The 21,919-nt window shown below is 39.2% G+C and carries 26 protein-coding genes; 1 reads left to right on the top strand and 25 read right to left on the bottom strand.

All coding sequences use genetic code 11. The features are described 5' to 3' along the window. Positions 1-141 precede the first annotated feature (141 nt). From CLHUN_RS22705 to CLHUN_RS10695, 10 genes are all read right to left on the bottom strand, one after another. Complete coding sequence (locus CLHUN_RS22705) at positions 142-276, bottom strand: hypothetical protein (protein WP_278247536.1); 135 nt, start codon at positions 274-276, stop codon at positions 142-144. Between the two features lie 145 nt (positions 277-421). Continuing rightward, entirely contained in the window at positions 422-2,143 is a 1,722-nt protein-coding gene (locus CLHUN_RS10655; RefSeq protein ID WP_080064579.1) for a [FeFe] hydrogenase, group A, read from the bottom strand. Positions 2,144-2,216: 73 nt separating this feature from the next. Next, positions 2,217-4,088 (bottom strand): NADH-quinone oxidoreductase subunit NuoF, encoded by a 1,872-nt coding sequence (locus CLHUN_RS10660; protein ID WP_080064580.1) that lies wholly within the window; start codon positions 4,086-4,088, stop codon positions 2,217-2,219. After that, positions 4,088-4,561 carry an NADH-quinone oxidoreductase subunit NuoE family protein gene (locus tag CLHUN_RS10665; protein ID WP_080064581.1) on the bottom strand — a complete coding sequence of 158 codons (474 nt, stop codon included), beginning with the start codon at positions 4,559-4,561 and terminating at the stop codon, positions 4,088-4,090. The genes CLHUN_RS10660 and CLHUN_RS10665 overlap by 1 nt, the downstream gene beginning before the upstream one ends. A 279-nt stretch (positions 4,562-4,840) precedes the next feature. Beyond that, positions 4,841-4,927: a DUF1232 domain-containing protein gene (locus tag CLHUN_RS22890; RefSeq protein WP_080064656.1), complete on the bottom strand. Its 87-nt coding sequence runs from the start codon at positions 4,925-4,927 to the stop codon at positions 4,841-4,843. Between the two features lie 131 nt (positions 4,928-5,058). After that, complete coding sequence (locus CLHUN_RS10675) at positions 5,059-5,460, bottom strand: arsenate reductase ArsC (RefSeq protein ID WP_207559157.1); 402 nt, start codon at positions 5,458-5,460, stop codon at positions 5,059-5,061. Next, positions 5,457-6,536 carry an ACR3 family arsenite efflux transporter gene (gene arsB, locus CLHUN_RS10680; protein ID WP_080064657.1) on the bottom strand — a complete coding sequence of 360 codons (1,080 nt, stop codon included), beginning with the start codon at positions 6,534-6,536 and terminating at the stop codon, positions 5,457-5,459. Before arsB ends, CLHUN_RS10675 begins: the two co-directional genes overlap by 4 nt. Positions 6,537-6,557: 21 nt before the next feature. Continuing rightward, entirely contained in the window at positions 6,558-6,857 is a 300-nt protein-coding gene (gene hgcB / locus CLHUN_RS10685; protein ID WP_080064583.1) for a mercury methylation ferredoxin HgcB, read from the bottom strand. Between the two features lie 13 nt (positions 6,858-6,870). After that, the gene (hgcA, locus tag CLHUN_RS10690; RefSeq protein ID WP_422785053.1) at positions 6,871-7,950 is read right to left on the bottom strand and encodes a mercury methylation corrinoid protein HgcA; all 1,080 of its coding nucleotides are present in this window, start codon (positions 7,948-7,950) and stop codon (positions 6,871-6,873) included. Next, a complete protein-coding gene (locus CLHUN_RS10695) occupies positions 7,913-8,248 on the bottom strand; it encodes an ArsR/SmtB family transcription factor (RefSeq protein WP_080064585.1) in 336 nt (111 codons plus the stop codon). The genes hgcA and CLHUN_RS10695 overlap by 38 nt, the downstream gene beginning before the upstream one ends. Before the next feature lie 287 nt (positions 8,249-8,535). Here CLHUN_RS10695 and CLHUN_RS10700 point away from each other — a divergent pair, with 287 nt between their 5' ends. Further along, positions 8,536-9,114, top strand: a complete 579-nt coding sequence (locus tag CLHUN_RS10700; RefSeq protein ID WP_165755724.1) for a molybdenum cofactor guanylyltransferase — start codon at positions 8,536-8,538, stop codon at positions 9,112-9,114. Between the two features lie 87 nt (positions 9,115-9,201). Here the strand turns inward: CLHUN_RS10700 and CLHUN_RS10705 are convergent, their stop codons facing one another. From CLHUN_RS10705 to CLHUN_RS10775, 15 genes are all read right to left on the bottom strand, one after another. Continuing rightward, complete coding sequence (locus CLHUN_RS10705) at positions 9,202-9,687, bottom strand: MogA/MoaB family molybdenum cofactor biosynthesis protein (protein WP_080064587.1); 486 nt, start codon at positions 9,685-9,687, stop codon at positions 9,202-9,204. Next, entirely contained in the window at positions 9,684-10,118 is a 435-nt protein-coding gene (locus CLHUN_RS10710; protein WP_242656494.1) for an MOSC domain-containing protein, read from the bottom strand. Before CLHUN_RS10710 ends, CLHUN_RS10705 begins: the two co-directional genes overlap by 4 nt. A gap of 99 nt (positions 10,119-10,217) precedes the next feature. After that, a complete protein-coding gene (gene moaC, locus CLHUN_RS10715) occupies positions 10,218-10,700 on the bottom strand; it encodes a cyclic pyranopterin monophosphate synthase MoaC (protein ID WP_080064589.1) in 483 nt (160 codons plus the stop codon). A 3-nt stretch (positions 10,701-10,703) separates the two neighbouring features. Continuing rightward, positions 10,704-11,690, bottom strand: a complete 987-nt coding sequence (gene moaA, locus CLHUN_RS10720; protein ID WP_080064590.1) for a GTP 3',8-cyclase MoaA — start codon at positions 11,688-11,690, stop codon at positions 10,704-10,706. A 160-nt stretch (positions 11,691-11,850) separates the two neighbouring features. Then, positions 11,851-12,369 (bottom strand): molybdopterin-guanine dinucleotide biosynthesis protein B, encoded by a 519-nt coding sequence (mobB, locus tag CLHUN_RS10725; protein WP_080064591.1) that lies wholly within the window; start codon positions 12,367-12,369, stop codon positions 11,851-11,853. Positions 12,370-12,381: 12 nt separating this feature from the next. Beyond that, on the bottom strand, positions 12,382-13,590 hold the full coding sequence (locus tag CLHUN_RS10730) for a molybdopterin molybdotransferase MoeA (protein ID WP_080064592.1): 1,209 nt from the start codon (positions 13,588-13,590) through the stop codon (positions 12,382-12,384). A gap of 347 nt (positions 13,591-13,937) precedes the next feature. Further along, a complete protein-coding gene (locus CLHUN_RS10735; protein ID WP_242656495.1) occupies positions 13,938-14,378 on the bottom strand; it encodes a MarR family winged helix-turn-helix transcriptional regulator in 441 nt (146 codons plus the stop codon). An 81-nt stretch (positions 14,379-14,459) separates the two neighbouring features. Next, the gene (locus CLHUN_RS10740) at positions 14,460-15,272 is read right to left on the bottom strand and encodes a radical SAM protein (protein ID WP_080064593.1); all 813 of its coding nucleotides are present in this window, start codon (positions 15,270-15,272) and stop codon (positions 14,460-14,462) included. 161 nt (positions 15,273-15,433) lie between these two features. Beyond that, entirely contained in the window at positions 15,434-15,613 is a 180-nt protein-coding gene (locus CLHUN_RS10745) for a hypothetical protein (RefSeq protein ID WP_080064594.1), read from the bottom strand. 25 nt (positions 15,614-15,638) lie between these two features. Continuing rightward, positions 15,639-16,916: a nitrogenase component 1 gene (locus CLHUN_RS10750; RefSeq protein ID WP_080064595.1), complete on the bottom strand. Its 1,278-nt coding sequence runs from the start codon at positions 16,914-16,916 to the stop codon at positions 15,639-15,641. A 4-nt stretch (positions 16,917-16,920) separates the two neighbouring features. Next, the gene (locus CLHUN_RS10755; RefSeq protein ID WP_080064596.1) at positions 16,921-18,270 is read right to left on the bottom strand and encodes a nitrogenase component 1; all 1,350 of its coding nucleotides are present in this window, start codon (positions 18,268-18,270) and stop codon (positions 16,921-16,923) included. 7 nt (positions 18,271-18,277) lie between these two features. Then, positions 18,278-19,108, bottom strand: coding sequence for a nucleotide-binding protein (locus CLHUN_RS10760; protein ID WP_080064597.1), 831 nt, complete (start codon positions 19,106-19,108; stop codon positions 18,278-18,280). Positions 19,109-19,149: 41 nt separating this feature from the next. Further along, complete coding sequence (locus tag CLHUN_RS10765; RefSeq protein ID WP_080064598.1) at positions 19,150-19,863, bottom strand: DUF5714 domain-containing protein; 714 nt, start codon at positions 19,861-19,863, stop codon at positions 19,150-19,152. A gap of 380 nt (positions 19,864-20,243) precedes the next feature. Then, positions 20,244-21,518, bottom strand: a complete 1,275-nt coding sequence (locus tag CLHUN_RS10770) for an MFS transporter (RefSeq protein WP_080064599.1) — start codon at positions 21,516-21,518, stop codon at positions 20,244-20,246. Between the two features lie 87 nt (positions 21,519-21,605). Next, positions 21,606-21,899: a carboxymuconolactone decarboxylase family protein gene (locus CLHUN_RS10775; protein ID WP_080064600.1), complete on the bottom strand. Its 294-nt coding sequence runs from the start codon at positions 21,897-21,899 to the stop codon at positions 21,606-21,608. Between the last annotated feature and the right edge of the window lie 20 nt (positions 21,900-21,919).

The raw sequence follows: 21,919 nt of genomic DNA on the forward strand, positions 1-21,919 counted from the left end.
CGGTCTTATAACCCCTCATTTCGGTATTAATACCGCTTTTCTCCCGATTGCGTCAATCTGCTTGAATTCCTTTATTATTTTCCCTTATTTTCCATAATAAGGTTAATTGCTATCTACTGAAAGCCGATAGTCTGGGTAATATTATTTATCCCGGCAGCAAGGGCAGTTGTATTCCATGTCTGTCTTTGCATCCTCCACCACCTGGAGCTTCATACAGACCTGGTCCTCTGAAGCCGGCTGGCTGCTCCTCAATGCGCAGTTTTCTCTTGAAATCATTATTATCACCTCACTTCCTTATTCTTTTTTTCTTTATGAAATGAAGACAAATTTTATACCGGACAGGAAGTTAATCAGGCCGTACCGGCTTCCCGGCACTTTTGGGAAACCGGTATGCCGGTATGTATCCTTTTGAAAAGGCATTTTATTTTTTGTGCTTATGCCTGTGAAGTATCTCTCTGTTGCTTATGAGAATTCCGCTGTACAAGGCTTCGATTGCAGGATTGTCCTCAGATCTCTTTATTGGGGAGGCCTTATCCACCTTGTAAATTCCTTTTGCCCTCTTTTTCCTTACATCGCTGTTCTGGGGGATGGGCTGTCCCGCTCCGCCGATACAGCCGCCGGGGCAGGCCATTACCTCCACGAAATCAAACCGTTCCTCACCTTTTTCTATTTTCTTTATAAGGCTTTCAGCATTTTTCAGGCCGTGTACCACACCTATTCTTACATTCCTGCCGTCTATCTCGACGCTTGCTTCCTTTACGCCTTCCATTCCCCTTACTCCCGAATATGAAATGTTCTGAAGAGTAGCGGCATTCTTTTCCTTGAAATAGTACCTCAGTACAGCCTCCGAAACGCCTCCGCTTACTCCGAAGATAACCCCGGCGCCGCTGGTGAAGCCGAATGGCATATCCAGGGCCTCATCCTCAAGCTCGCCGAACACTATACCGCTCTGCTGTATCATTATGGCAAGCTCCTGTGTGGTTATGACCATATCCACGTCCCTTATGCCATTATTACTGTTCTCAGGTCTTGCAGCCTCAAACTTCTTTGCTGTACAAGGCATTATTGCTATTACGACATTTTCCTTGTCATCGTTTTTATAGAGCTTCTTAAACTCTTCCTTAATCACCACTCCGAACATCTGCTGTGGCGAGCGGCAGGAGGACACATGCCCCATCAGATCGGGATGCTTCTGCTCGGCATATTTGAACCAGGCAGGGCAGCAGGAGCTGAAAAGAGGGAATTGGGCCTGCGGCTTGCCTTTCTTTGCCTGCTGCTCCCTGTTCTGTATCCTTTCCATGAGCTCTTCCGCCTCTTCTATAACTGTAAGGTCGGCGCCCACGGCTGTGTCGAATATCTGATCAAAGCCAAGCTTCCTCAGTGCTGCTACAATCTTTCCGGTAGTTATGGCGCCGGGCTCCATTCCGAACTCTTCACCGATTGCAACCCTCACCGCCGGCGCTATCTGGGCTATGACCCTTTTGTTCCGGTCCTGCAAAGCTTCGTATGCCCTGTCTATGTCCTTCTTTATCATTAATGCGCCGGTTGGGCAGACCACACGGCACTGTCCGCAGTTAACGCAGTCAACCTGGTGGAGTGCCTTGTTAAAGGCTGTGGTGACCTGAAGGTTTGAGCCTCTGTATGCGAAATCCAGCACTCCCACGCCCTGTATTTCCTGACAGGCTCTTACGCAGTCCCCGCACAGGATGCACTTGTTGGGATTTCTCACAATAGAGGGGCCCAGGTCATCCACAGGAATTTCCTTCTTTTCCTGCCCGAACCTTATCTGCTTTACTCCAACCTTCAGAGCTATTTCCTGCAGCCTGCACCTCCCGCTTTTCTCACAGGTGGTGCAATCCCTGTCGTGGTTTGCCAGAAGCAGCTCAAGAATCATTTTTCTGTGCTTCTTCAGCTTTTCGGTATTTGTCCGCACTTCCATTCCATCCTTGGGAGGAGTGGAGCAGGAGGTCAGAGTGCCTCCCCACTTGTCCTCAACCATACACATTCTGCATGCGCCGTAAACACTCAGTTCAGAATGATAGCAGAAGGTTGGAAGCTCTATGCCCGCCTTACGGATAACGGCAAGTATGTTTTTTTCTTCACCAAATTCAACTATCTGTCCATCTATTATCATGTTTCCCATATTAATTTCTCCTATCTGCGTAGACACGCTATACTGCAATAAAAAACAAGGTCGGTACCGGGCCACCGCACAATTATGCCTCCATTATGGCTTTGAAGGAGCAGGCTTCAATACACGCGCCGCACTTTATACATTTGCTTTGGTTTATTGTGTAAGGCTCTTTGATTTTCCCGTCAATTGCCTGAACAGGGCATATTCTGGCGCACTTGCTGCAGCCTCTGCACTTTTCCCTGTCAATCACTATGGAACCCAGGGCCTTACAGGTATGTGTAGCACATTTTTTATCAACTACATGTTCAACATACTCAGCTCTGAAGTATTTCAAGGTGCTGACCACAGGACTTGCGGCTGATTTCCCCAGACCGCACAGGGCTGTGCTGCTTATGGTGTCCGCCAGTTCTTCCAGCAGCTCCAGATCCTCCAGGCTGCCCTTTCCGGCAACTATCCTTTCCAGTATCTCCAGCATCCGCTTTGTTCCTTCCCTGCAGGGAACGCATTTTCCGCAGGACTCGTTCTGGGTAAAGTTCATGAAGAATCGCGCAACCTCAACCATACAGGTGTCTTCATCCATTACAACAAGACCTCCTGAGCCTATCATTGCCCCCACCTTTTTAAGTGAATCAAAGTCCAGGGGAAGCTCCAGATGTTCCTCGGTAAGGCAGCCTCCGGAAGGCCCCCCTATCTGGACGGCCTTGAATTTCTTGCCGTCCTTTATTCCGCCGCCTATATCGAAGATTACTTCCCGCAGGGTGGTTCCCATGGGAACCTCTATAAGTCCTGTGTTATTTACATTTCCAGTGATGGCAAAGGCCTTGGTTCCGGGGCTGTTTTCCGGACCGATACCCCTGAACCATGCACTTCCGTTCCTGATTATCAACGGCACGTTTGCAAAGGTTTCCACATTGTTCAGTACGGTAGGCTTCTGCCACAGCCCCTTTTCAACAGTTCTGGGCGGCTTCACCCTGGGCATTCCCCTTTCGCCCTCGATTGAGGCGGTCAATGCACTGCCCTCTCCGCAGACGAAAGCTCCTGCTCCCTTGTTTATGTTAATATCAAAGGAAAAGCCTGAAGCAAGTATGTTTTCTCCCAGTAAGCCGTGTTTTCTGGCATCTTCTATTGCAATCCTGAGCCTGTCCACCGCAAGAGGATATTCGGCCCTCACATATATGTAGCCTGCGGTGCTTTTTGTGGCATACCCTGCTATGAGCATGCCTTCTATTACTCCATGAGGGTCTCCTTCCATGATGCTTCTGTCCATAAAGGCCCCCGGATCACCTTCGTCACCGTTACAGACAATGTATTTTACTTTGCTGTCCTGCTTCAGCACCTGCGACCACTTTCTTCCTGCAGGATAGCCTCCGCCGCCTCTTCCTCTGAGATTGGAATCAATTATGGATTGACAAACCTCCTGGGGCTCCATTTCAAACAGCACCTTGCTCAGAGCCTGGTAACCGCCTTTCGCAACATATTCCGTAAAGGATTCGGCATTGATGCTTCCGCAATTCTTCAGAACCTGCCTTGTCTGCTTGTGATAGAAGGGAATATCCTCCTGTGCTTCATATATGCGGTTTTCGGAGCTGTACATCAAACGCTTCACAGGTCTGTTATTTATAAGTGTATCTTCAACAATTTCCACACAATCTTCCAGTTGAACCTTTAAGTACAAATAATTTTCCGGCTCGATTCTCACCAGAGGACCCATTTCACAGAAGCCGTGACAGCCGCTTTTCTTGACTCCGATGCCTTCCTTTTCATATTCCAGCTCCAGGTCCACCAGAAGCTCATGCTGTTCAATAAGCTCCCTGATCCTGTTGTAGATTTCTATTGAACCTCCGGCAACGCACCCTGTTCCTGCACATACCAGAACCTTTTTTTTCTGATTTTCCAACGCCTTTGTCGACTTGGCGGAAAAGGTTTTTAATTCTTCCAGATTATTTATTTTCATTATCCTTCACTCCTTAAAGTCTTTAAGATTTCTACAGTCATATCCGGCGTCATTTTTGCGTACACCTTGTCGTTTATGGTAATTACAGGAGCCAGACCGCAGGCCCCCAGGCAGGATACCGTCTCTACGGTAAACAGCATGTCGTCTGTGGTATGCTTTTTTTCATCCAGTCCCAGCTCTTTTCTCATGGCATTCAGGATAGGAATTGATTTTCTTACGTGACAGGCTGTTCCGTCACAGACCTTTATTATGTACTTGCCTTTTGGAACCAGTGAAAAATTTTCATAAAAGGTTGCCACACTGAATATTTTGGAAAGATTTATATCCAATTTCCGTGCCACCTGTTCCAGCAAATCCTCCGGCAAATACTTGTATTCATTTTGGATTTCCTGCAAGACTGCAATCAGATATGATTTGTTATGATCATATTTATTTAATACGGCATCAACAACTTCAATTCTTGAATCCTTCATTTATTTCGCCTCCTGATACGTGAAAAATAACCATATTTATTTTGTTTTTACATTGTTATTTTTTTATCAAAATCATTTTAAGCCCTGTTGTTATGTATCATCAATGTTTATATAGGAGTACAATCGCAAAAAAATATTGTAGATACGGCATTCTCCATATTTGGCCTTTTGCAACCGTCAGACACGTGGTAAGCAGGATGGAACGGGCAGAAAAAAACCGCATTTCAGGCAAACTGAACATGCGGTAATAGAATAAATCTTTATGATTTATGTAAAGTATCAAATTATAAAAATGCGTTGAGGAATGAAATCCGGAATCAAATCAATTGGAGACAAGGCGTATCCTATTGCTATGATTCCTAAAATCCCAGCCCGTCAAGGGGGAAATAATGGGTAATCAGAATAAATCCATTACCCGTCACTTTTCTTTACTCATGGAACGCTCTGCCACAATAGGCAACCACATTTCCTTAATATATTTTTATACACCTAATTCTCTATAAAAAATTGGTTTTAATCCTGTCAGCAAGTTGCTTTATCTTACTTTCTATCTCACGTATAACAGCGATAAATTCCTCATCACTTTTTTCAGTTGGATCATCTAATCCCCAATCCTCCCTGTGTTTGCAAGGGAGATATGGGCAAGTGACATTGCATCCCATCGTGACAATAACATCACTCTGTGGAATGTCTGAAAGGAGTTTTGGATGCTGTGTTTGCTCCATATCTATCCCGTATAGCTGTTTCATCAGCCGTACCGCCTCCTGATTGATTTGCGGTTTGATTTCCGTTCCCGCCGAATAGCTTTCAAAAACATCCCCGGCAAGGTGTTTGCCCAATGCCTCCGCAATCTGCGAGCGGCAGGAGTTATGCACACAAATAAACGCAACCTTTGTCAAATTGATTCACCTCTTAAATTTTGTTCGGATACTGGCTTTGAAAACCAGTGGTGGGTCTTATTCACAAACCGCACCAGCAGAAGCATTACGGGAACCTCGGTGAGTACCCCAACCGTCGTGACCAGCACCACAGGGGACGTTGCCCCGAAAAGCGTAATGGCGACGGCTACCGACAGCTCAAAGAAGTCCGATGCACCAATGAGCGCGGCGGGAGCTGCGATGTTATGCGGCTGTTTCAGCTTTTTACATAACAGGTATGCCAAGAGCGCTGTAATGATATTCTGGAGCACCAGTGGCACGGCGATCATCAGCACATGAAGAGGGTGGTTCAGTATGGCGTCCCCTTGAAATGAGAATATAATGACGAGTGTCATTAACAGACCTGTGGTCGTAACGCCGTTAAACCTGGGGATGAAACGATGCTTGAAATAATCCTCGCCTTTGTGCCGGATCATCCAAACACGGGTAAACGCACCACCCGCCAGAGGGACTGCCACAAACACTACCACTGAGAAAAGCAGTACATCCCACGGCACCTGAATATTCGATACACCCAGCAGAAAAGATACAATTGGCGCAAACAGGAAAATAATCAGCAGGTCGTTAATGGACACCTGCACAAGCGTGTGGGCCGGATCACCCTTTGTCAGATGGCTCCACACAAACACCATTGCGGTGCAGGGAGCCGCGCCCAGCAGTACCGCGCCAGCCACATAATCCCTTGCCAATTCTGTGGGGATAAAGGCTGTAAATATTATATAGAAGAAAAAAGACGCAAGCCCGAACATCAGGAAAGGTTTAATCAGCCAGCTTATTCCGCTGGATATGAGCAATCCCTGCGGATGCCTGCGCACATTTCGGATGGACTTAAAATCCACTTTAAGCATCATGGGATAGATCATAATCCAAATTAGTACCGCAATAGGAATGGAGGTATACGCGTACTCAAATCGTCCCAAAAATGCGGGAACGCCCGGCAGAAATTTCCCAATCAGGATACCCGCCGCCATACACAGCAAAACCCAAAGTGTCAGATATTTTTCGAAGAAGCCTATACCCGTATTCTCTTTACCCATAAAAACACCTTCCATATCTTTTTATTTTTTAGCAGCATTCTCCGACGCTTGAAAATCACAACTCGGTTCGCTTCGGGTCAGCCAGCCTATTATCACGGCGGCGGCGCATCCAACTCCGACATCAACGTCAATGGCTTTCACGGGGCAATTTATCGCGCAAGCACCACACCCCATACACCAATCTTTGTCTTTTATCCGGGCCTTTTTATCATGTATGCCGAACACTCCATGAGGGCAAACCTCTGTGCATCTTCCACAACAGATACATTTTTCAGCCGATAGACAAAGCGTTGTGACATTTTTCAAATACTTATATCTCATAACGCCCTCCTTATCAAGTCCATAGGCTCTTTATCAGCACCAGCACAATCCCTGCGGCAGATGAAAGAACCATGAGCGGTACCGCTATTTTCATTTCCTTAATAACGCCGGAAAAAGAGGTGTATGTTGATGAGCCTGTGAAATTCATCGCCAGAAACCCCGACAATGAAGGCAGTATCAGCAGATAACCTATGGCAAGAAGTAAAAATTCCGGGACAAACCAGCCGTTAAACCCGATAAACCCTGCTGTCCAGCACAGCCCCAGCAGCCAACCCTTCCAGGAAAACGCCCTGCCGGGTATAAAGCAAAGGAGCATAGGCGTTAAAACGGTTCCGGTTACCACTGCTCCCACATAAATGATAAAATCCGCAAGCCCGAAAGTTCTTGCTGCGAAAAGATTTATGAGGAACAATACTCCGAAGACCATCAATGATATCTTTACGGCTGCAACCAGCTCCACAGGTGTGAGAACCAGACGATCCCACATCGTAAATTTCACAGTACGCATTTCCTCTGTAGCCTTAAAGCCAGAAACAAGGAAATCCTTTATATCACATGCTCTTACAGGGCCGTAAACCACTGAAAATCCGGTTCGCCTGGTCACTTCATGGGCGCTCACACCCGGGGCACCCAATTGCGGTAAAATTAATGTCCTGTGCGATACAATATCGGCCAGCCCCGTCTTTGATATGCGGTTTACCAGCTCATCGGTTCCAAAGGTGCCTTTACCGGCAGCGCACCAAACATTGATGCCCTTTGTATCGAGTATCAGAACCCAGCAATTCAATTCCGAAAGCTCTTTCCGCAAAGTATCAAATGTCAGTTTGTAGTTTGCGCTGACAAGTACGGGGGAAGTGTGGTCTGGCTTGCCTATGGCATAAATCTCCGGATTGATTTTGTAATTCATCCTGCCTATACCCCAGCGCACTTTCCACGCTCCAAGCATGTCTTTGAAATGAAGGTCCGTTGAAACTACAGGCACGCTGCCTTGCGGGGTATAGATTTCACCAGTTACCCATTTATCCTTTTTGTTACACGGCGTTATGGATTTCTCCTCACTCATTTTCATCACATCCTTTGCAACAATTCGCATCTTCCTTGCAGATGCAGTTATCCTTATAGGATGTGATGCTGCAGAAAAACTTCTTCGTTTTGCGGATTGTTTCCGTGTCTAACGAATAGTACGTCCATTTGCCTTCGTTCCTTCCTTTTACAAGTCCACATTCGCACAGGAGTTTCATGTGGTGAGACAGGGTGGATTGGGATATCTCAAGCTTCTCCAAAATCATACAGGCGCAAAGTTCCCCGCAGGATAACATATCCACAATCATGACTCTTTTAGCGTCTCCCAATGCCTTGAACACTTTTAAATGTTCTAAGTGGTTTTCCATATCGGCACCTCAAATCTAATATCTTCGATATGATTATTATATGCATCAAATCGAAAAATATCAATATGATAATCAGGGAATACAAAAAATTAAGATCAGGGCTAAAAATTTTATGGATAAGCAATACCCATCTTCCCCAAATCTTTAATTTTTTACCGGACTATATAAAATATATCGCTATCCATTATATTATACTATCTGATAAAATGGATTTGGTAACTTGAAAATTGATGGATAATTGGGCAAATATCAAAAACTTAATATATATTGAGATAGGAGCTAGACAGATGACAGGGATAATATTAGCTGGAGGAAAGAATAGTAGGATGGGTAGGAAAAAAGCCTTTATAAATGTTGAAGGAAACACAATTATTAATAGAATATTAGCTATTTTTAAAGAAGTTTTTTCAGAAGTCATAATTGTTTCGAATACACCTGAAGATTTTTCTTATACCGGTGTAAAAGTTGTTACGGATATAATTCCTGATAAGGGTTCGCTTGGAGGCTTGTATACAGGTCTTGTTAATATGAAGTATGAACGCTGCTTTGTTGTGGCCTGTGATATGCCTTATATAAGCAAATCACTTGTGAAATATATTATTGATATTCCAAGATATGATATTGTTGTTCCTAAAATTGAAGGCCTTTACGAACCCCTATTTGCCTGCTATTCAAGAAAGTGTGCAAACCTGGCAAAAAGACAGGTGGAGGAAGGTAATTTAAGGATAACTGACATTTATTCATATTTTACTGTAAAAGAAATCCATGAGGATGAAATAAGAAAATTTGATAGTAATATGAGATCACTTGTAAATATTAATACTCCCGAGGATTTAACTTCCTCTCTGTTTGGGTCGGGAGTGTAAATAATTTCTCCTGCTCGGTATAGCCGGGTATTCTATAACCGCTACTGCACTGCAACCTTCAAAGTTCCTGACTCCATTAGTTAATAGCTACCCTCCGCATCTTACGACCCTCCCCTTGATAACATCAACCGTATGTACTAAAACCGGCAAGATTGTTCCCAGGCATTCCTTTACTGCTTTCGGACTTCCTGGAAGATTTATGATGAGCGTATCTTTCCTGGTTCCGGCAACTGCCCGTGATAATATGGCATTTGGTGAATACTTTGAAGTTTCTATTCTCATTTTTTCGGGAATACCAATAATTTCTCTGTCAATCACCTTATATGTAGCCTCGGGAGTAACATCTCTGGGGCTTAAGCCAGTCCCGCCTGTTGTCAGTATAATATCCATAAAATTCTCATCTGCCAGCTTTTGTAAACATTCCACTATTGTATCTAATTCATCTGGAATTATAATCTGACTTTCGACTGAGCCAATATTCTTTACCATTTCAGCAATTACTTTGTCACTGGTACTTTCTCTTTGGCCTCTCGAGGCACTATCGGATATTGTTACTACTGCTATTTTAATCATTTTTTCACCCTTATTTCATCACCAATTTTTATACTGCCGGATTTTTCTACGATAGCAAATAAACCTTGCTTTGGCATTATGCAACTATTGACTTTCTTAAATATCTCACACTTATAATGGCATTCCTTGCCTATCTTTGACACTTTCAGTTCTACATCTTTACCAATCAATAAGCCATCCCCTATTTTGAGTTTTCCTAAATCAATACCCTGGGTGGTAATATTTTCTGCATAATCACCTGGTTTTAGAACTAAATCAGTTTTATTGCCTTGGTTGTTACTGTTCTGTTTCATAATATTTTCAATAGAAAGAAGACTAATCTGTCTTATATGATCTCCAGAATGGGCATCACCTTCAAACCCATAATTCTCAATTGCTTCTATCTCTGTAACAGGATACTTTGAAGTCCCTTTCTCTTTACTTATGTTCAATGAATAAACCCTCCCAATCAATTTAAATTGCCTCTCTTTCTTATTAAAATTTATATATTTCTTAAAATTGAAGTTTAACAGTCCGGCTAAATAAATAATTCAAACTCGATTCTCTCTGCAAAAATTACCGCTTTTACCGCCAACCTTTTTAAGCAGCTTAATTTCTGAAATAATTATGCCTTTATCTACTGCTTTACACATATCATAAATTGTCAATGCAGCAACAGATGCCGCGGTTAATGCTTCCATTTCAACTCCGGTTTTAGAATATGCCCTGGTAAAAGTTTTAATAACAATCCGATCCTTTTCAATATAGAAATCCAATTCTACTTCATCCAAAGGTATCTGATGGCACAGAGGAATTAACATGCTTGTCTGTTTTGCAGCCATAATACCCGCACATTTTGACACACTAAAAATATCTCCTTTTGCAACTTTATTTGATTTAACCAGCTCAAGAAGTTCTTCTGACATTTCTATGGAAGCCTGTGCAGAAGCTTCTCTGCAGGTAGGCTCTTTAATTGAAACATCTACCATTTTTGCTCTTCCTTCCGTATCCAGATGACTCAACTCTTCTATCAAATCTCATCCTCCTATCCTCATCATTGAACAAAAATCCATTTGTCTATCCTCAACAATCAAACTATGGCTTGCTGGTTTGCTTGCAATTGCACTAAATAAAAGTTCAGTAACCTCATCAATATCAGGCCCTTTTCTAAGACTATTTTTAATATCAACCCATTCCTGCGTATATAGGCACGAAACCAGTCTCCCGTCTGACGTCAGCCTTATTCGGTTACAGTCGGAGCAGAACTTACAGCTCAAAGGGCTAATAAACCCGATAGTTCCATTTGTACCGGGTATTACATAGTATTTTGCCGGTCCATTTCCATCCACTGCTGCCGGTAAAAGACTGTAAGCCTCATTACATAGAAATCTCATTTCATCAGCAGATACAAACTTTTTTGCATATCCATCAAGACTGTTTTTTGTTGGCATATATTCTATAAATCTAACAGCAATTCCGGTCTCTGTAGAGAAGTGAACAAAGTCCAATATCTCATCAAGGTTAATATCCCTTATAATGACAGTGTTTACCTTAATCTGAGAAAATCCTAGTTCCATGGCTCTTTCAATCCCCGTCAGAACATCTTTGAGCTCTCCGTATTTTGTAATTTCCTTATACTTATCTGAGCATAATGAGTCTAAACTTATATTTAATCTTTTAAGTCCTGCTCTCTTTAATTCGGATGCGAATTTTTTTATTAAAACCCCATTGGTGGTCATTGATATGTCCATGATTGAATCAATTTCTGTAATGCAAGAAACTAAGGCTGCTATATCTTTTCTTAGTAATGGCTCCCCACCGGTTATTTTTATTTTCCTTATACCATGTGAAGCTGCTACCTTAACAAAACTTACAATTTCCTTTATACTCAGCATCTCTTCTTCAATAGCTTGAAGTACACCACATTTGGGAATACAGTATATACAACTTAAATTGCATCTATCCGTTACTGAAATTCTTAGATAATCAATTTTGCGGCCATATTTATCAATTAGAATTTTCATCACCCCTTATACCTCAAGCTAACCTGTCAGCCTGATATTACTTTATAGCAAGGTTTCTCCCAGCCATTTCAATTCTCTATTGTGGAGTAGTAGCATGTAAAATAAAGATTTTATTGTGCTATATCAAAACAAAATTATATATCTCTTAACTTCAACGCTTTTACGAATCTTTGCATAAAAATCTTTGAACAATAAAATCAGCAATTTTCTCTACATCTTTAAAACGGAACAATTTAATATTATCAAAACCTTCGGGTGACTGGAAAGAGTTTTCATCAACAAAATTATTAACCAATGCAATAAGGTTATTATCAGTAGTGGTTATAGGATTATCAAATCGTATAACCTCTATTTTAGGCTTATCCATACTTTTATAGCCTTCAGTTATAATGATATCAACGTCAGTAAACAACCATTCTGCTATTTCATCCAAGTTTTTTTCACAGTCAATATTTTTAATCATGGCCATCTTTTCCATAGAAGCTATAACAACTGTATTTGCCCCAGATTTAGTCATTCTCCAAGTATCTTTTCCTTCATGGTCTATATCAAATTTATGAGCATCATGCTTTATGGTACCCACTTTATAACCCATTTCCTTTAAATTAGGAATTAAATTCTCTATTAAGGTAGTCTTTCCGCTATTGCTCTTTCCAACTATTGAAACTATCGGTATCATTCTTATTATTCCTTATTCATCTAATAATTGTACTAAAACCTGTTCACCGCTTTTAATTTGAGGAGTATCTTCAGGTACAACTATCAAGCAATTGGATTGCAACATCGAATTAAGTGCACCTGAACTCTGAATGCCAACAGGTTTTGCAAAATATGATCCTCCCCTGTAACAGATGCGCCCCATGATATAATGTCTGCGCCCCGGGGCTATAGATATGTCTCTTTCTAAAACTGCATATTGTTCTCTAACCGGGTTGCCCACTCGTCCCTGCATTTTACACATAGCAGGTAAAACAAACTCCCTAAAGGTCACTAATGTAGAAATTGGATTTCCAGGCAGTCCAAATACCAATGTATTTCCCTTCACCCCAAAAAGTACCGGCTTTCCAGGTTTAATGGCAACCTTCCAAAATTTTATACTTACACCCTTTTCTATTAGTACTTCTTTCACAAAATCATAATCTCCGACAGATACTCCTCCAGAAATTAAAAGTATGTCTGAATTTAAGCCGTTTTCAATACTTCTAAATATTGCAGCTTTATTGTCCTTGGCAATGCCCAGGCTTATAGGTATACCCCCATACTTAATGACATTTGCATATAAACTATAACTATTAATATCTCTTATTTTACCGGGTGATAATTCCTCTCCTATATCAACAACCTCGTCTCCAGTGGCCAGTATACTCACACTAGGTAGCTTGGCAACACTAATAGTACGAAGATTCTGTGCAGCAAGCATTCCTATATCAACTGGAGATATTTTTTTACCTTCTGGAATTACCAGCTTTCCGCGTGCTACATCTTCACCTTTGTACCTGATATTTTCTTTCTCTTTTACACCGCGAAACACTTTTACCAGTGCACCTTCTGCCTCTGTATACTCAATCGGAACAACTGTGTCGGCTCCTTCAGGAATCGGAGCACCAGTCATTATCTTTAAAGCCTTTCCATTCATTAATTTGCCGCTATAGGTATATCCTGCAGGGATTTCCCCGATTACCTCAAGCCATATGGGCTGATCAAAGGATGCTCCTTTAAGTCCGGATGAAATAACTGCATATCCATCCATAGCTGAATTATTAAAGGTAGGCAGGTCAATATCTGAATATATATCACATGCCAGAATTCTATTTAACGAAGATGTTATATCTACTACTTCTGAATCTATTTTTACCACACTATCCAACACAACTTCTCTTGCCTGTTCAATTCCTAACATACAAACCTCCGGATCATTCCTGATATAGTATCAATATCTCATGATTGGCTCCTTTGCTAATTTGGAGCTTGTATCCTCCAAGACACAAACCTGATTTCAGCCAAATAAGTTTAATTTTTCCACCGTAAATATTTTTCTATAATTAATGCAACGTTACTGAGCATAAATATTTTGTTAGAATAAATTTTGGAAACTTAAAACAGAAAGATATTCTTATGTATAATAAAAGAGACGGCGGGAAATTACAAGCAAAAATGTATTCCCACAGTCTTCTGTCATACTACTTTATATAAACTTTATTACTATTTAAATCAATAATCCTAATTTATTAAACAATTTAATTGCAATTAACAATTACTTTTATTGATGGCATCTATTAATAATCTAAGACACTCTAACACCTGACTACTTTTATCCTGTGGAATGTTATCATATATTTTTTTAAAGTAATTACCCATTGAGTCCTCTATTTTCTCAAACATTTCCATACCACTATCGGTCAGTGATATTGTAATATACCGTCTATCGTTTGAATCAATCTCCCGGTTAACAAGATTCGCATTGACAAGATTATTTACAGTCCTGCTCATTGTACTGTTATCAAGATTTAGTTTTTCAGCTAATTCATTTAAAGATATATTGGGTACGCGCCCAATCTCCGTTACTGCATGACATTGAGTAAAAGATATCCCGCAACATGCCGCCTCAATCTCGCCTATTATTCCCAATTTTGCTTCCATTACCCTGATTAGTTCTCTTAATTCTCTTTCATTACCTGACTTATTCACTGAAGTACCACCTCCAATTTTCAATTATATCATTAATTTTTCTTTATGCAATTAAAAGTAATATGCATGAAAATAAATTAATCAGCATGAACGAACGTTCCCTCTGGCATCAGAACGGCATCTTTGACAACTTCCTTTAAACTTAATGTTGGGAAACTTATTATGCAATTTCTCTTTTATTTCACAGAACTCTCCATGCGTAAAAGCTTCTATGTTTTTAAATTTTGTATCATTTACAGGCAATAAAGGGATTACATTTATTATATCAATCCGATAATTATTAAGAAATAACATCAGGTTGTCAAGCTCTTTATCGTTTACTCCTGGTATTAATACAACATTTATTTTTATTTTCAGGTTTTCAATACTACTTAGCAATTCCAATGCAGTCTTTTGTAAATCCAAAATCAGTTTGCCTGCTTCTATTCCTTCATAGTACTTATCACGATAATATATAAATTTATATATGTTATTGATACTATCGGTACAAACAGAATTAATTGTTAATGTGATATAATCTATGCCTGCTTCTTCAATTTTTTTAATATGCTCCTTTACTCCAAACCCGTTTGTACACATACATTTCTTAAAGTCGGGGAAATTTTTATTTATTCTCTTAAAGGCTTCAAAAGTTTCATCTGGATTAGCCAAAGGGTCACCAGGGCCCGCTATCCCAATAATCTTACAATCGTCGTAAATTTCCAAGCTTTTGTTTACATATGTAACTACATCATTAACATCGAGAATACTTTCCGTCACGCCAGGTCTTTGAGCATCAGATGATATTCCTATTCTACAATAATTACATTTGGTATTGCATCGTTTGGCAATTGGTAAATGGATTCTACAGCCGGATAGAGTCTCATCGAAACAAGGGTGTAAAGTATTTATCATATTATTTTCCTACTCTCAACATAAATATTAATGCAATAAAAGAATTATATAGTTAATAGCCTTCCGCTAAGTAGAAATACATGGTTCTATTTCTTTAAACAGAAGGCTACTTCCTTAGATAAAGCTTATTATCCAGGTAACCGAGAATACTCGAAATTTCTTTAGCAGCAAGTTTTTCTTTTAGATTTTTTTGCATCTTCAGCCGTTGGCCTTTTATAGTCAAAAAGGCTGCAATTGCATTCTTCTGTGCAGCACTCGCTTTCTTTATCAGTAAGCTCGTCTGTATTCTTCAGGCTATCCTCTTTATCATCTGATATACCTTTTAAGTCATCACCGGTCATTTTGGCACCTCCTTTTCTTAATTAATCAATAATATCTATTAATTATTTTATTGTACCATACCTCAAAAAAATTGAGTGTTCCGTCATATCCTAAAAATGGACGTTTATGAAAATTCAACTCACGAGCTCCAGGATAAGTAATGTTAATATACGCAGGCTCATATAGCTCTTTTGCAAAATAATACTCAAGATCACTGCCTAATAGGACCTGCGGTTTATTGTTCTGTATTTCTTCCTTAATTATCTGATTATCATTTGTAACTAGCACATCCGTGCCAGGTGATATTTTAGCAAATTTAGCCTTGATTTCTTCTTCCTGCTCGTTGGATACATCCTTGACGATGACCCTTCCGATACTATCTTCATACTCCTTAGTAATTATATTAGTAAATGCCAGCGCAATTTCAGGTGGTCCTACAATCATTTTGTTCAACTGTTTTATATATTCGAAAAGCCTAACTGAATTTACTCTTCCCATTCCATTATGAAATTTACTTTTGACCATAGCTCTCTTTTCATCAAGAAGATGCGTAATATCTTTATTAAGCTGAACAGTCTCTGCTATACCTTTAATAAAGGCTTCTGTTTTCTCCATTCCCAGTGGATACGATAAAGTTATATATGGAATTTTAAATGCTTTCTTCATATATTCAGCAGTCTCAAACCCTATAGGTGGGCAAATCACTACATTCAGACATGTATGTGCATACTTTCCAATTTGTTCTACCGATGCATTGCAGAATAAAGGTCTTGCCATAATTCCAAACTCCGCAAGTAAGCTTACTAAGTATGTCATATCCTCTTGCCAGCAGCTATTCATACTAACAGGACTTAGTATATTAACTGTAGGATTTGACAAATCTGCTTCTTTACATAGTTTTTCAACCAGTGTTCTCATAGCCATATTCATCCCAGACGTCTGATTATTCAGAAAGCCTCCTCCATCAATACGAAGCACGGGTATTGGCAAATCTGCACGCTTTATCAATCCATCAATATCATCACCGATTATTTCAGATGCACAAGTAGTAACAACCGCCATTAAATCCGGTTGGTTCTCATAAAACTCATCAATAATTTTCTCGCTAACTTCAACTTCTCCACCGAATACGATTGTTTTCTCACACATTTCGGTATAGTTTATGTTCAAAGGATATAATATGGAAGCTTCATATGCCGGATAAACGCACCCCTTGGGTCCATGAACGACTATCGATGAATTTTCTATTTGGGCAATTACTTGACTGACACCAAGAATGCCGCACTTTTCAATTGAATCAATACATAGTGTTGTATTTCGCATACTCTCAACCTTCTACAAATAAAGAATATTTACTACTTTTATTATTTATGGAATCGTGCATTGCTTGATACAATTTTCTCGTACCATTAAATCCATAAATAGGATTTTGTGCAAGCTTATATTTAAATACAGTGCGTCCAGGATAATAATTGTTATTGCAGAAAATTATCGGATCACCTAGATACTCAATTAAGTCCTGGACATCTTCTATATATTTTGTAACAAAAACCTTTACATCAAAACCATCTTCTAGTACTTCTTTTTCAAATATGGGGAATTTATCCTTAACGATAGCAGGCTCAACTCCCACAACAATTGGATCCATTTCCAGCTCATACGCAAGCTTAGTTAACGCGATCATGCGTTCCCCTGTCTGGGTCCAAATAATACAATGCCTCCCTTTTCCAATTTGTGATATCAACTCTTTGCGTTTTCTCTCCAATTCCTTAACTTCCTGCAATTCATCAATATTTACATTTAAATTTAATGAAGTAATTATTTCATTAAGCCATTTTTTTGTAGCAAACAAGCCAAGTGGGTAGGTGGATTCAGAATATGCCACATTAAACTTGTTTTTTAATTCATCAAATAATCCCATGCCAAAAAACAGACATGCCGCTACATTCAGTTGCGCTTTTTGCATTTTATAAAAATCTTCGATTGACATGCCTTGATCAAATAATTGGTTTACCTCTACACCAATTATTTGGAGCATTCGCTTTATCTCTGTGATTTCTTCTTGTTTTGTCTGTCCTCCAATCCAGCGCCTAAGGAAAACATTCACCATTTTACTTTCAGAGTTCGCGCTTTCCTCATACTTTTTCGAAGGCAAAGATTTAGTAAGAAGCTTAAATGCCATCTCGGTTCCGCGTCTATAAGACTTCCCGGAATATCCTCCTGTATTTAAATAAATAACTTTTTTCCTTAAGTCTTCAGGCAACCCTTCTATACAGCCCTCAACGTCGTCTCCGATAATATCTGCACAGCAATTTGTTATGACTGCTATAATTTTGGATTTGTATTGCTTATCCACTTCCATCAAGCTATCAATCAACTTCTTCTCACCGCCAAACACTACCTCTTTATTAGTAAAAGAAGTAGAAAGATGAGGTTTATTATCACACTCATTATGATAGCCCATTGCCGGCAGGTATCTTCTGTTACCCAAACACCCGGATGGCCCATGAACAAGAATAACAACATCATTAAAATAATTAAGAATATCAAAAGCGCCCCAAAAAGCACAAAATTGGTGCATATCTACACAATCACGTATATTTAAGCTGTCACTTTTTATCCCCTTTACCAATGCAGACAATTTTGTGGTCTTACCTTTAATCTCCGTATCTATCATCTAGTACTTATCTCCTTATCAGCGGTTCTTTCACCATTCTATCGAAGTCCTCATCCGATAATGGCGTAGGAATAACATAATTACTATTTCCAAGCAGATTTTTAGCTAATTCCGTGTATACTTGTGCTTGATCTGATTCAGGACTACCTTCCATTACAGTTTTTTCCTCAAGTTCACATTCCTGAACAATATTATCTCTAGGAATCCATCCTATAATCTGTGTACCTAATTTAGAAGAAAGCACATTGACAATTTCCTTTTCCAAATGTGCGTTTCGCTGGTTACAAATGATTCCGCCCAATCTCACATCACTTCTTTGTCCGAAACGGTTAATAGCCTTTGCAATATTATTAGCTGCATATAATGCCATAACTTCTCCTGAAGTAATTAAATAGACCTCTTTAGCAAAACCCATTCTTAGGGGTACAGCAAATCCTCCACATACAACATCGCCTAGAACATCATATACCACAACTTCAATATCAAGTTCATTATACAAATCAAGTTGATCAATAATTTCTATCGCTGATATGATTCCTCTACCAGCACAACCTATGCCTGGTTCTGGTCCGCCGGCCTCTATGCAATATGTATTTGCAAATCCCTTTCTGACAATGTTATCAATAGTAATGTTTTTGGCATTATCCTTTACGTAGTCCAAAATGTTTTGTGATTTTTGACCCCCAACCAAATTCTTTGTAGAATCAGCTTTCGGATCACAACCGATCTGCAAAACTCTATATCCCATTAAGCCAAGGGCTGCAGATATATTGGAGCATGTAGTTGACTTACCGATTCCACCTTTACCATAAATCGCAATTTGTTTAATGCTTTTCATATTCACATCACCTTTTCTACTTTAAGTTATCCAAATCAGGATTATGCCTCTTTCTGTAATGCCTCTAAATCATAGAACCTACATCGTTCCTTTTTGCAGTTTGGCTGGAACGAGGCCGCCCAACATTTTTTATGATTAATCTGTTTTTCCGGAAAAACCACACCTAAGTTACTTTTTGCTAATTCAATCCCTTTTTCCAATACTGCTCTTATTGATCCAACACAGCAGTAAGGCCCACCCATATCAGCAACTTCCAACAAACCTCTTGCTGTAACAATGTTTGCTATACTACGCTCCTTGTCGGCAGTTGGTGTAGCATTTAGCAAAACACTAAAACATACACCTAACGCAATAGCTGATCCACACGCACCATAGTACCCGCACCATCCACCTGGTATTTCGTAGCTTCTTGATACACCTTCCAAGACATCATCCATTGTAATATGATTTGTAGTATTCTTAATAGCCAACAAAAATGCTGCTGCTGTTATTGGATGAGGTGTATGTCCAGAAATACCACATTTGCCAATAATCTTTTCTGCAACATCCAGTGGGTTTTTCAAATCTATCAGAGGAAGTATCTCATAAAGCTTATCCATAACTTCCTTAGCAGCACATTCCTTACATAGATAATGACCATTTGAGCATATTATGTAAGACTCTTCTTTCTTTCCACAATTCACACATTTTGCACTAAAATAATCTTCCTTATATATAATTTCATCGTTGCAAATCGAACACAACCCAAAACTCATAAAAGTTACCTCGCATATGTATGTATTGACTTTAATCATTCAAAAACTTGTATAAATAATTAATTCGGACCTTGAACATAATCTTGATTCATATAAGAATCCATAATCATTTAACATGCAATTAATATGTTTATATTTTAATTACAATAATTGCATTTGTCAACAATTTCATATGAAATATAATTTACAAAAGAGTATGAAACCACAGTACAAGATTGTAAGTGAGCTTAAAACAATTATTCTTCAGAGAGTTTACTTTAAATCAATTTGATTAAAAAAGAAACCTGCTGTGTTAAAGCAGGTTTTATCTTCACCAACTAAAGTATCCATCTATTTTCTATGTAAATCTAATGTTTATGCAAATTATCATATGAAAAAAGCTAGGATGTTATATTGTTATTGGAAAAAATCGGCTTTGATAAATAGTTTTCTCCGAACATATATGATCTTCCTAATAAAAATGAAGCTACTCCAAAAACTATAACTATAACACCTGAGATTGTCATACCAAGTGCAAGTGATATGTCATGGAAATAAGATATGATAGGGATCAGTACTACCGAAAAACATGAAACTATAAATTGTCTAAGTGCTGACACTCTGCCTTTTATCGGCCCATTACAGCGTTCTTGCAGTGACGTTTGAAATATAGATATAGAAAAAGCATTAAAAGCACCTATACCTACCATAAGTATAAAAGTAATCAGTGGGAATCTATTTACCATAATCAAAATAAATAAAATACCCTGACAAATCAGCCCTACCCAGCTACAGTTAAGAGAGCCAATTCTTTTAGATAGTGCGACTGTAAACAAGACTGAAAGCATGGCACCTATAGCAAAGCCACCATCAAATACTGAAATCAGATAGCTGTTATTACTATACCAAATGGTTACCATAGGGACAAGCATGAGATTTACCAGGCTAACACAAACATAGTCTGCTGAACTCACCAATACGTGCCCCGTAAAGCTCTTTTCCGTTTTCATCACGTTAAGAACTTCCTTCCAGTCACTTATCAAACTTTTTATGTTTTTAGTATTATCTGTTTTAATTTCCAGTTTAGTTATTTTTATAAAAGCAACTAAGGCAGCAGATAACAAGAAAGTTGTTCCATCTATTATTAAAGCGATAGATGGATTCAATAGGAAGACAATAGGAGCGACCAAAGCCACACCAAGCAATTGACCCGCTTGAAACAGTGTATAAATCATGCTGTTTACGCTTAGCAGAGAAGATGATTCTTTACTCAAAGCAGGTATTAATGAAAAGATAGCCGAGCGGTAAAAGGGTGTAACCATATTAACAATAAGAAGTGTAATAAAGAGGTAGTATACACTGGTTCCTGTAAATCCCAGCAATATACCTATGCTTAAAACTTGTATTCCTCTCACAACATCGCATATTATTGATATGCGTTTTGGATTATTACGATCTACAAGAGACCCTGATACAAATTGAATAAAAAATGAAACAACATATTCAATTAATATTACTCCGCCAAAAGACATTGCACTATGTGTTTTATCATAAAGAAGCTTGCTGACAGCGATTGTGTGCATTCCATTACCTATATTTGTCATTAAAATTGCAAGCATAAATAGCTTTAAGTTTTTAGGGAGTAATGAAATTTCTTTCATTAGCCTTATTTGCATAAATAGCCTCCTCAAATCAGATATAAGCACCTGGATATTAGCATTCGATTAATTCATCAGTCATTTTAGCGATTGCAGCAACTCCCATTATGTACAACAAGCCCCTTGCTTGTTACTTTTTGAATTATTTTCAATAAGACTTTCAATGTTTACACCAATGCTCGCAGCTGTAAATGTACATATAAACTCAATTTCATCATTTGAAATTTCATTCAGCTTAGCCTGAATAATACTTTTCTTGACTGCTTCACTATTATTAGTGGCAAAAGAAATAGCCAATCCGATCAGACACTTCTCCCTCTCACTAACAACAGTACTACATTGGATTTCAGAAAAAAAATCAGCAACTTTAGAATTTGAATTTTTTGAACAACAAGACATTTCTATATCCCCCTTAAATG

This window comes from Ruminiclostridium hungatei (genome assembly GCF_002051585.1).
Lineage (GTDB): Bacteria > Bacillota > Clostridia > Acetivibrionales > DSM-1351 > Ruminiclostridium > Ruminiclostridium hungatei.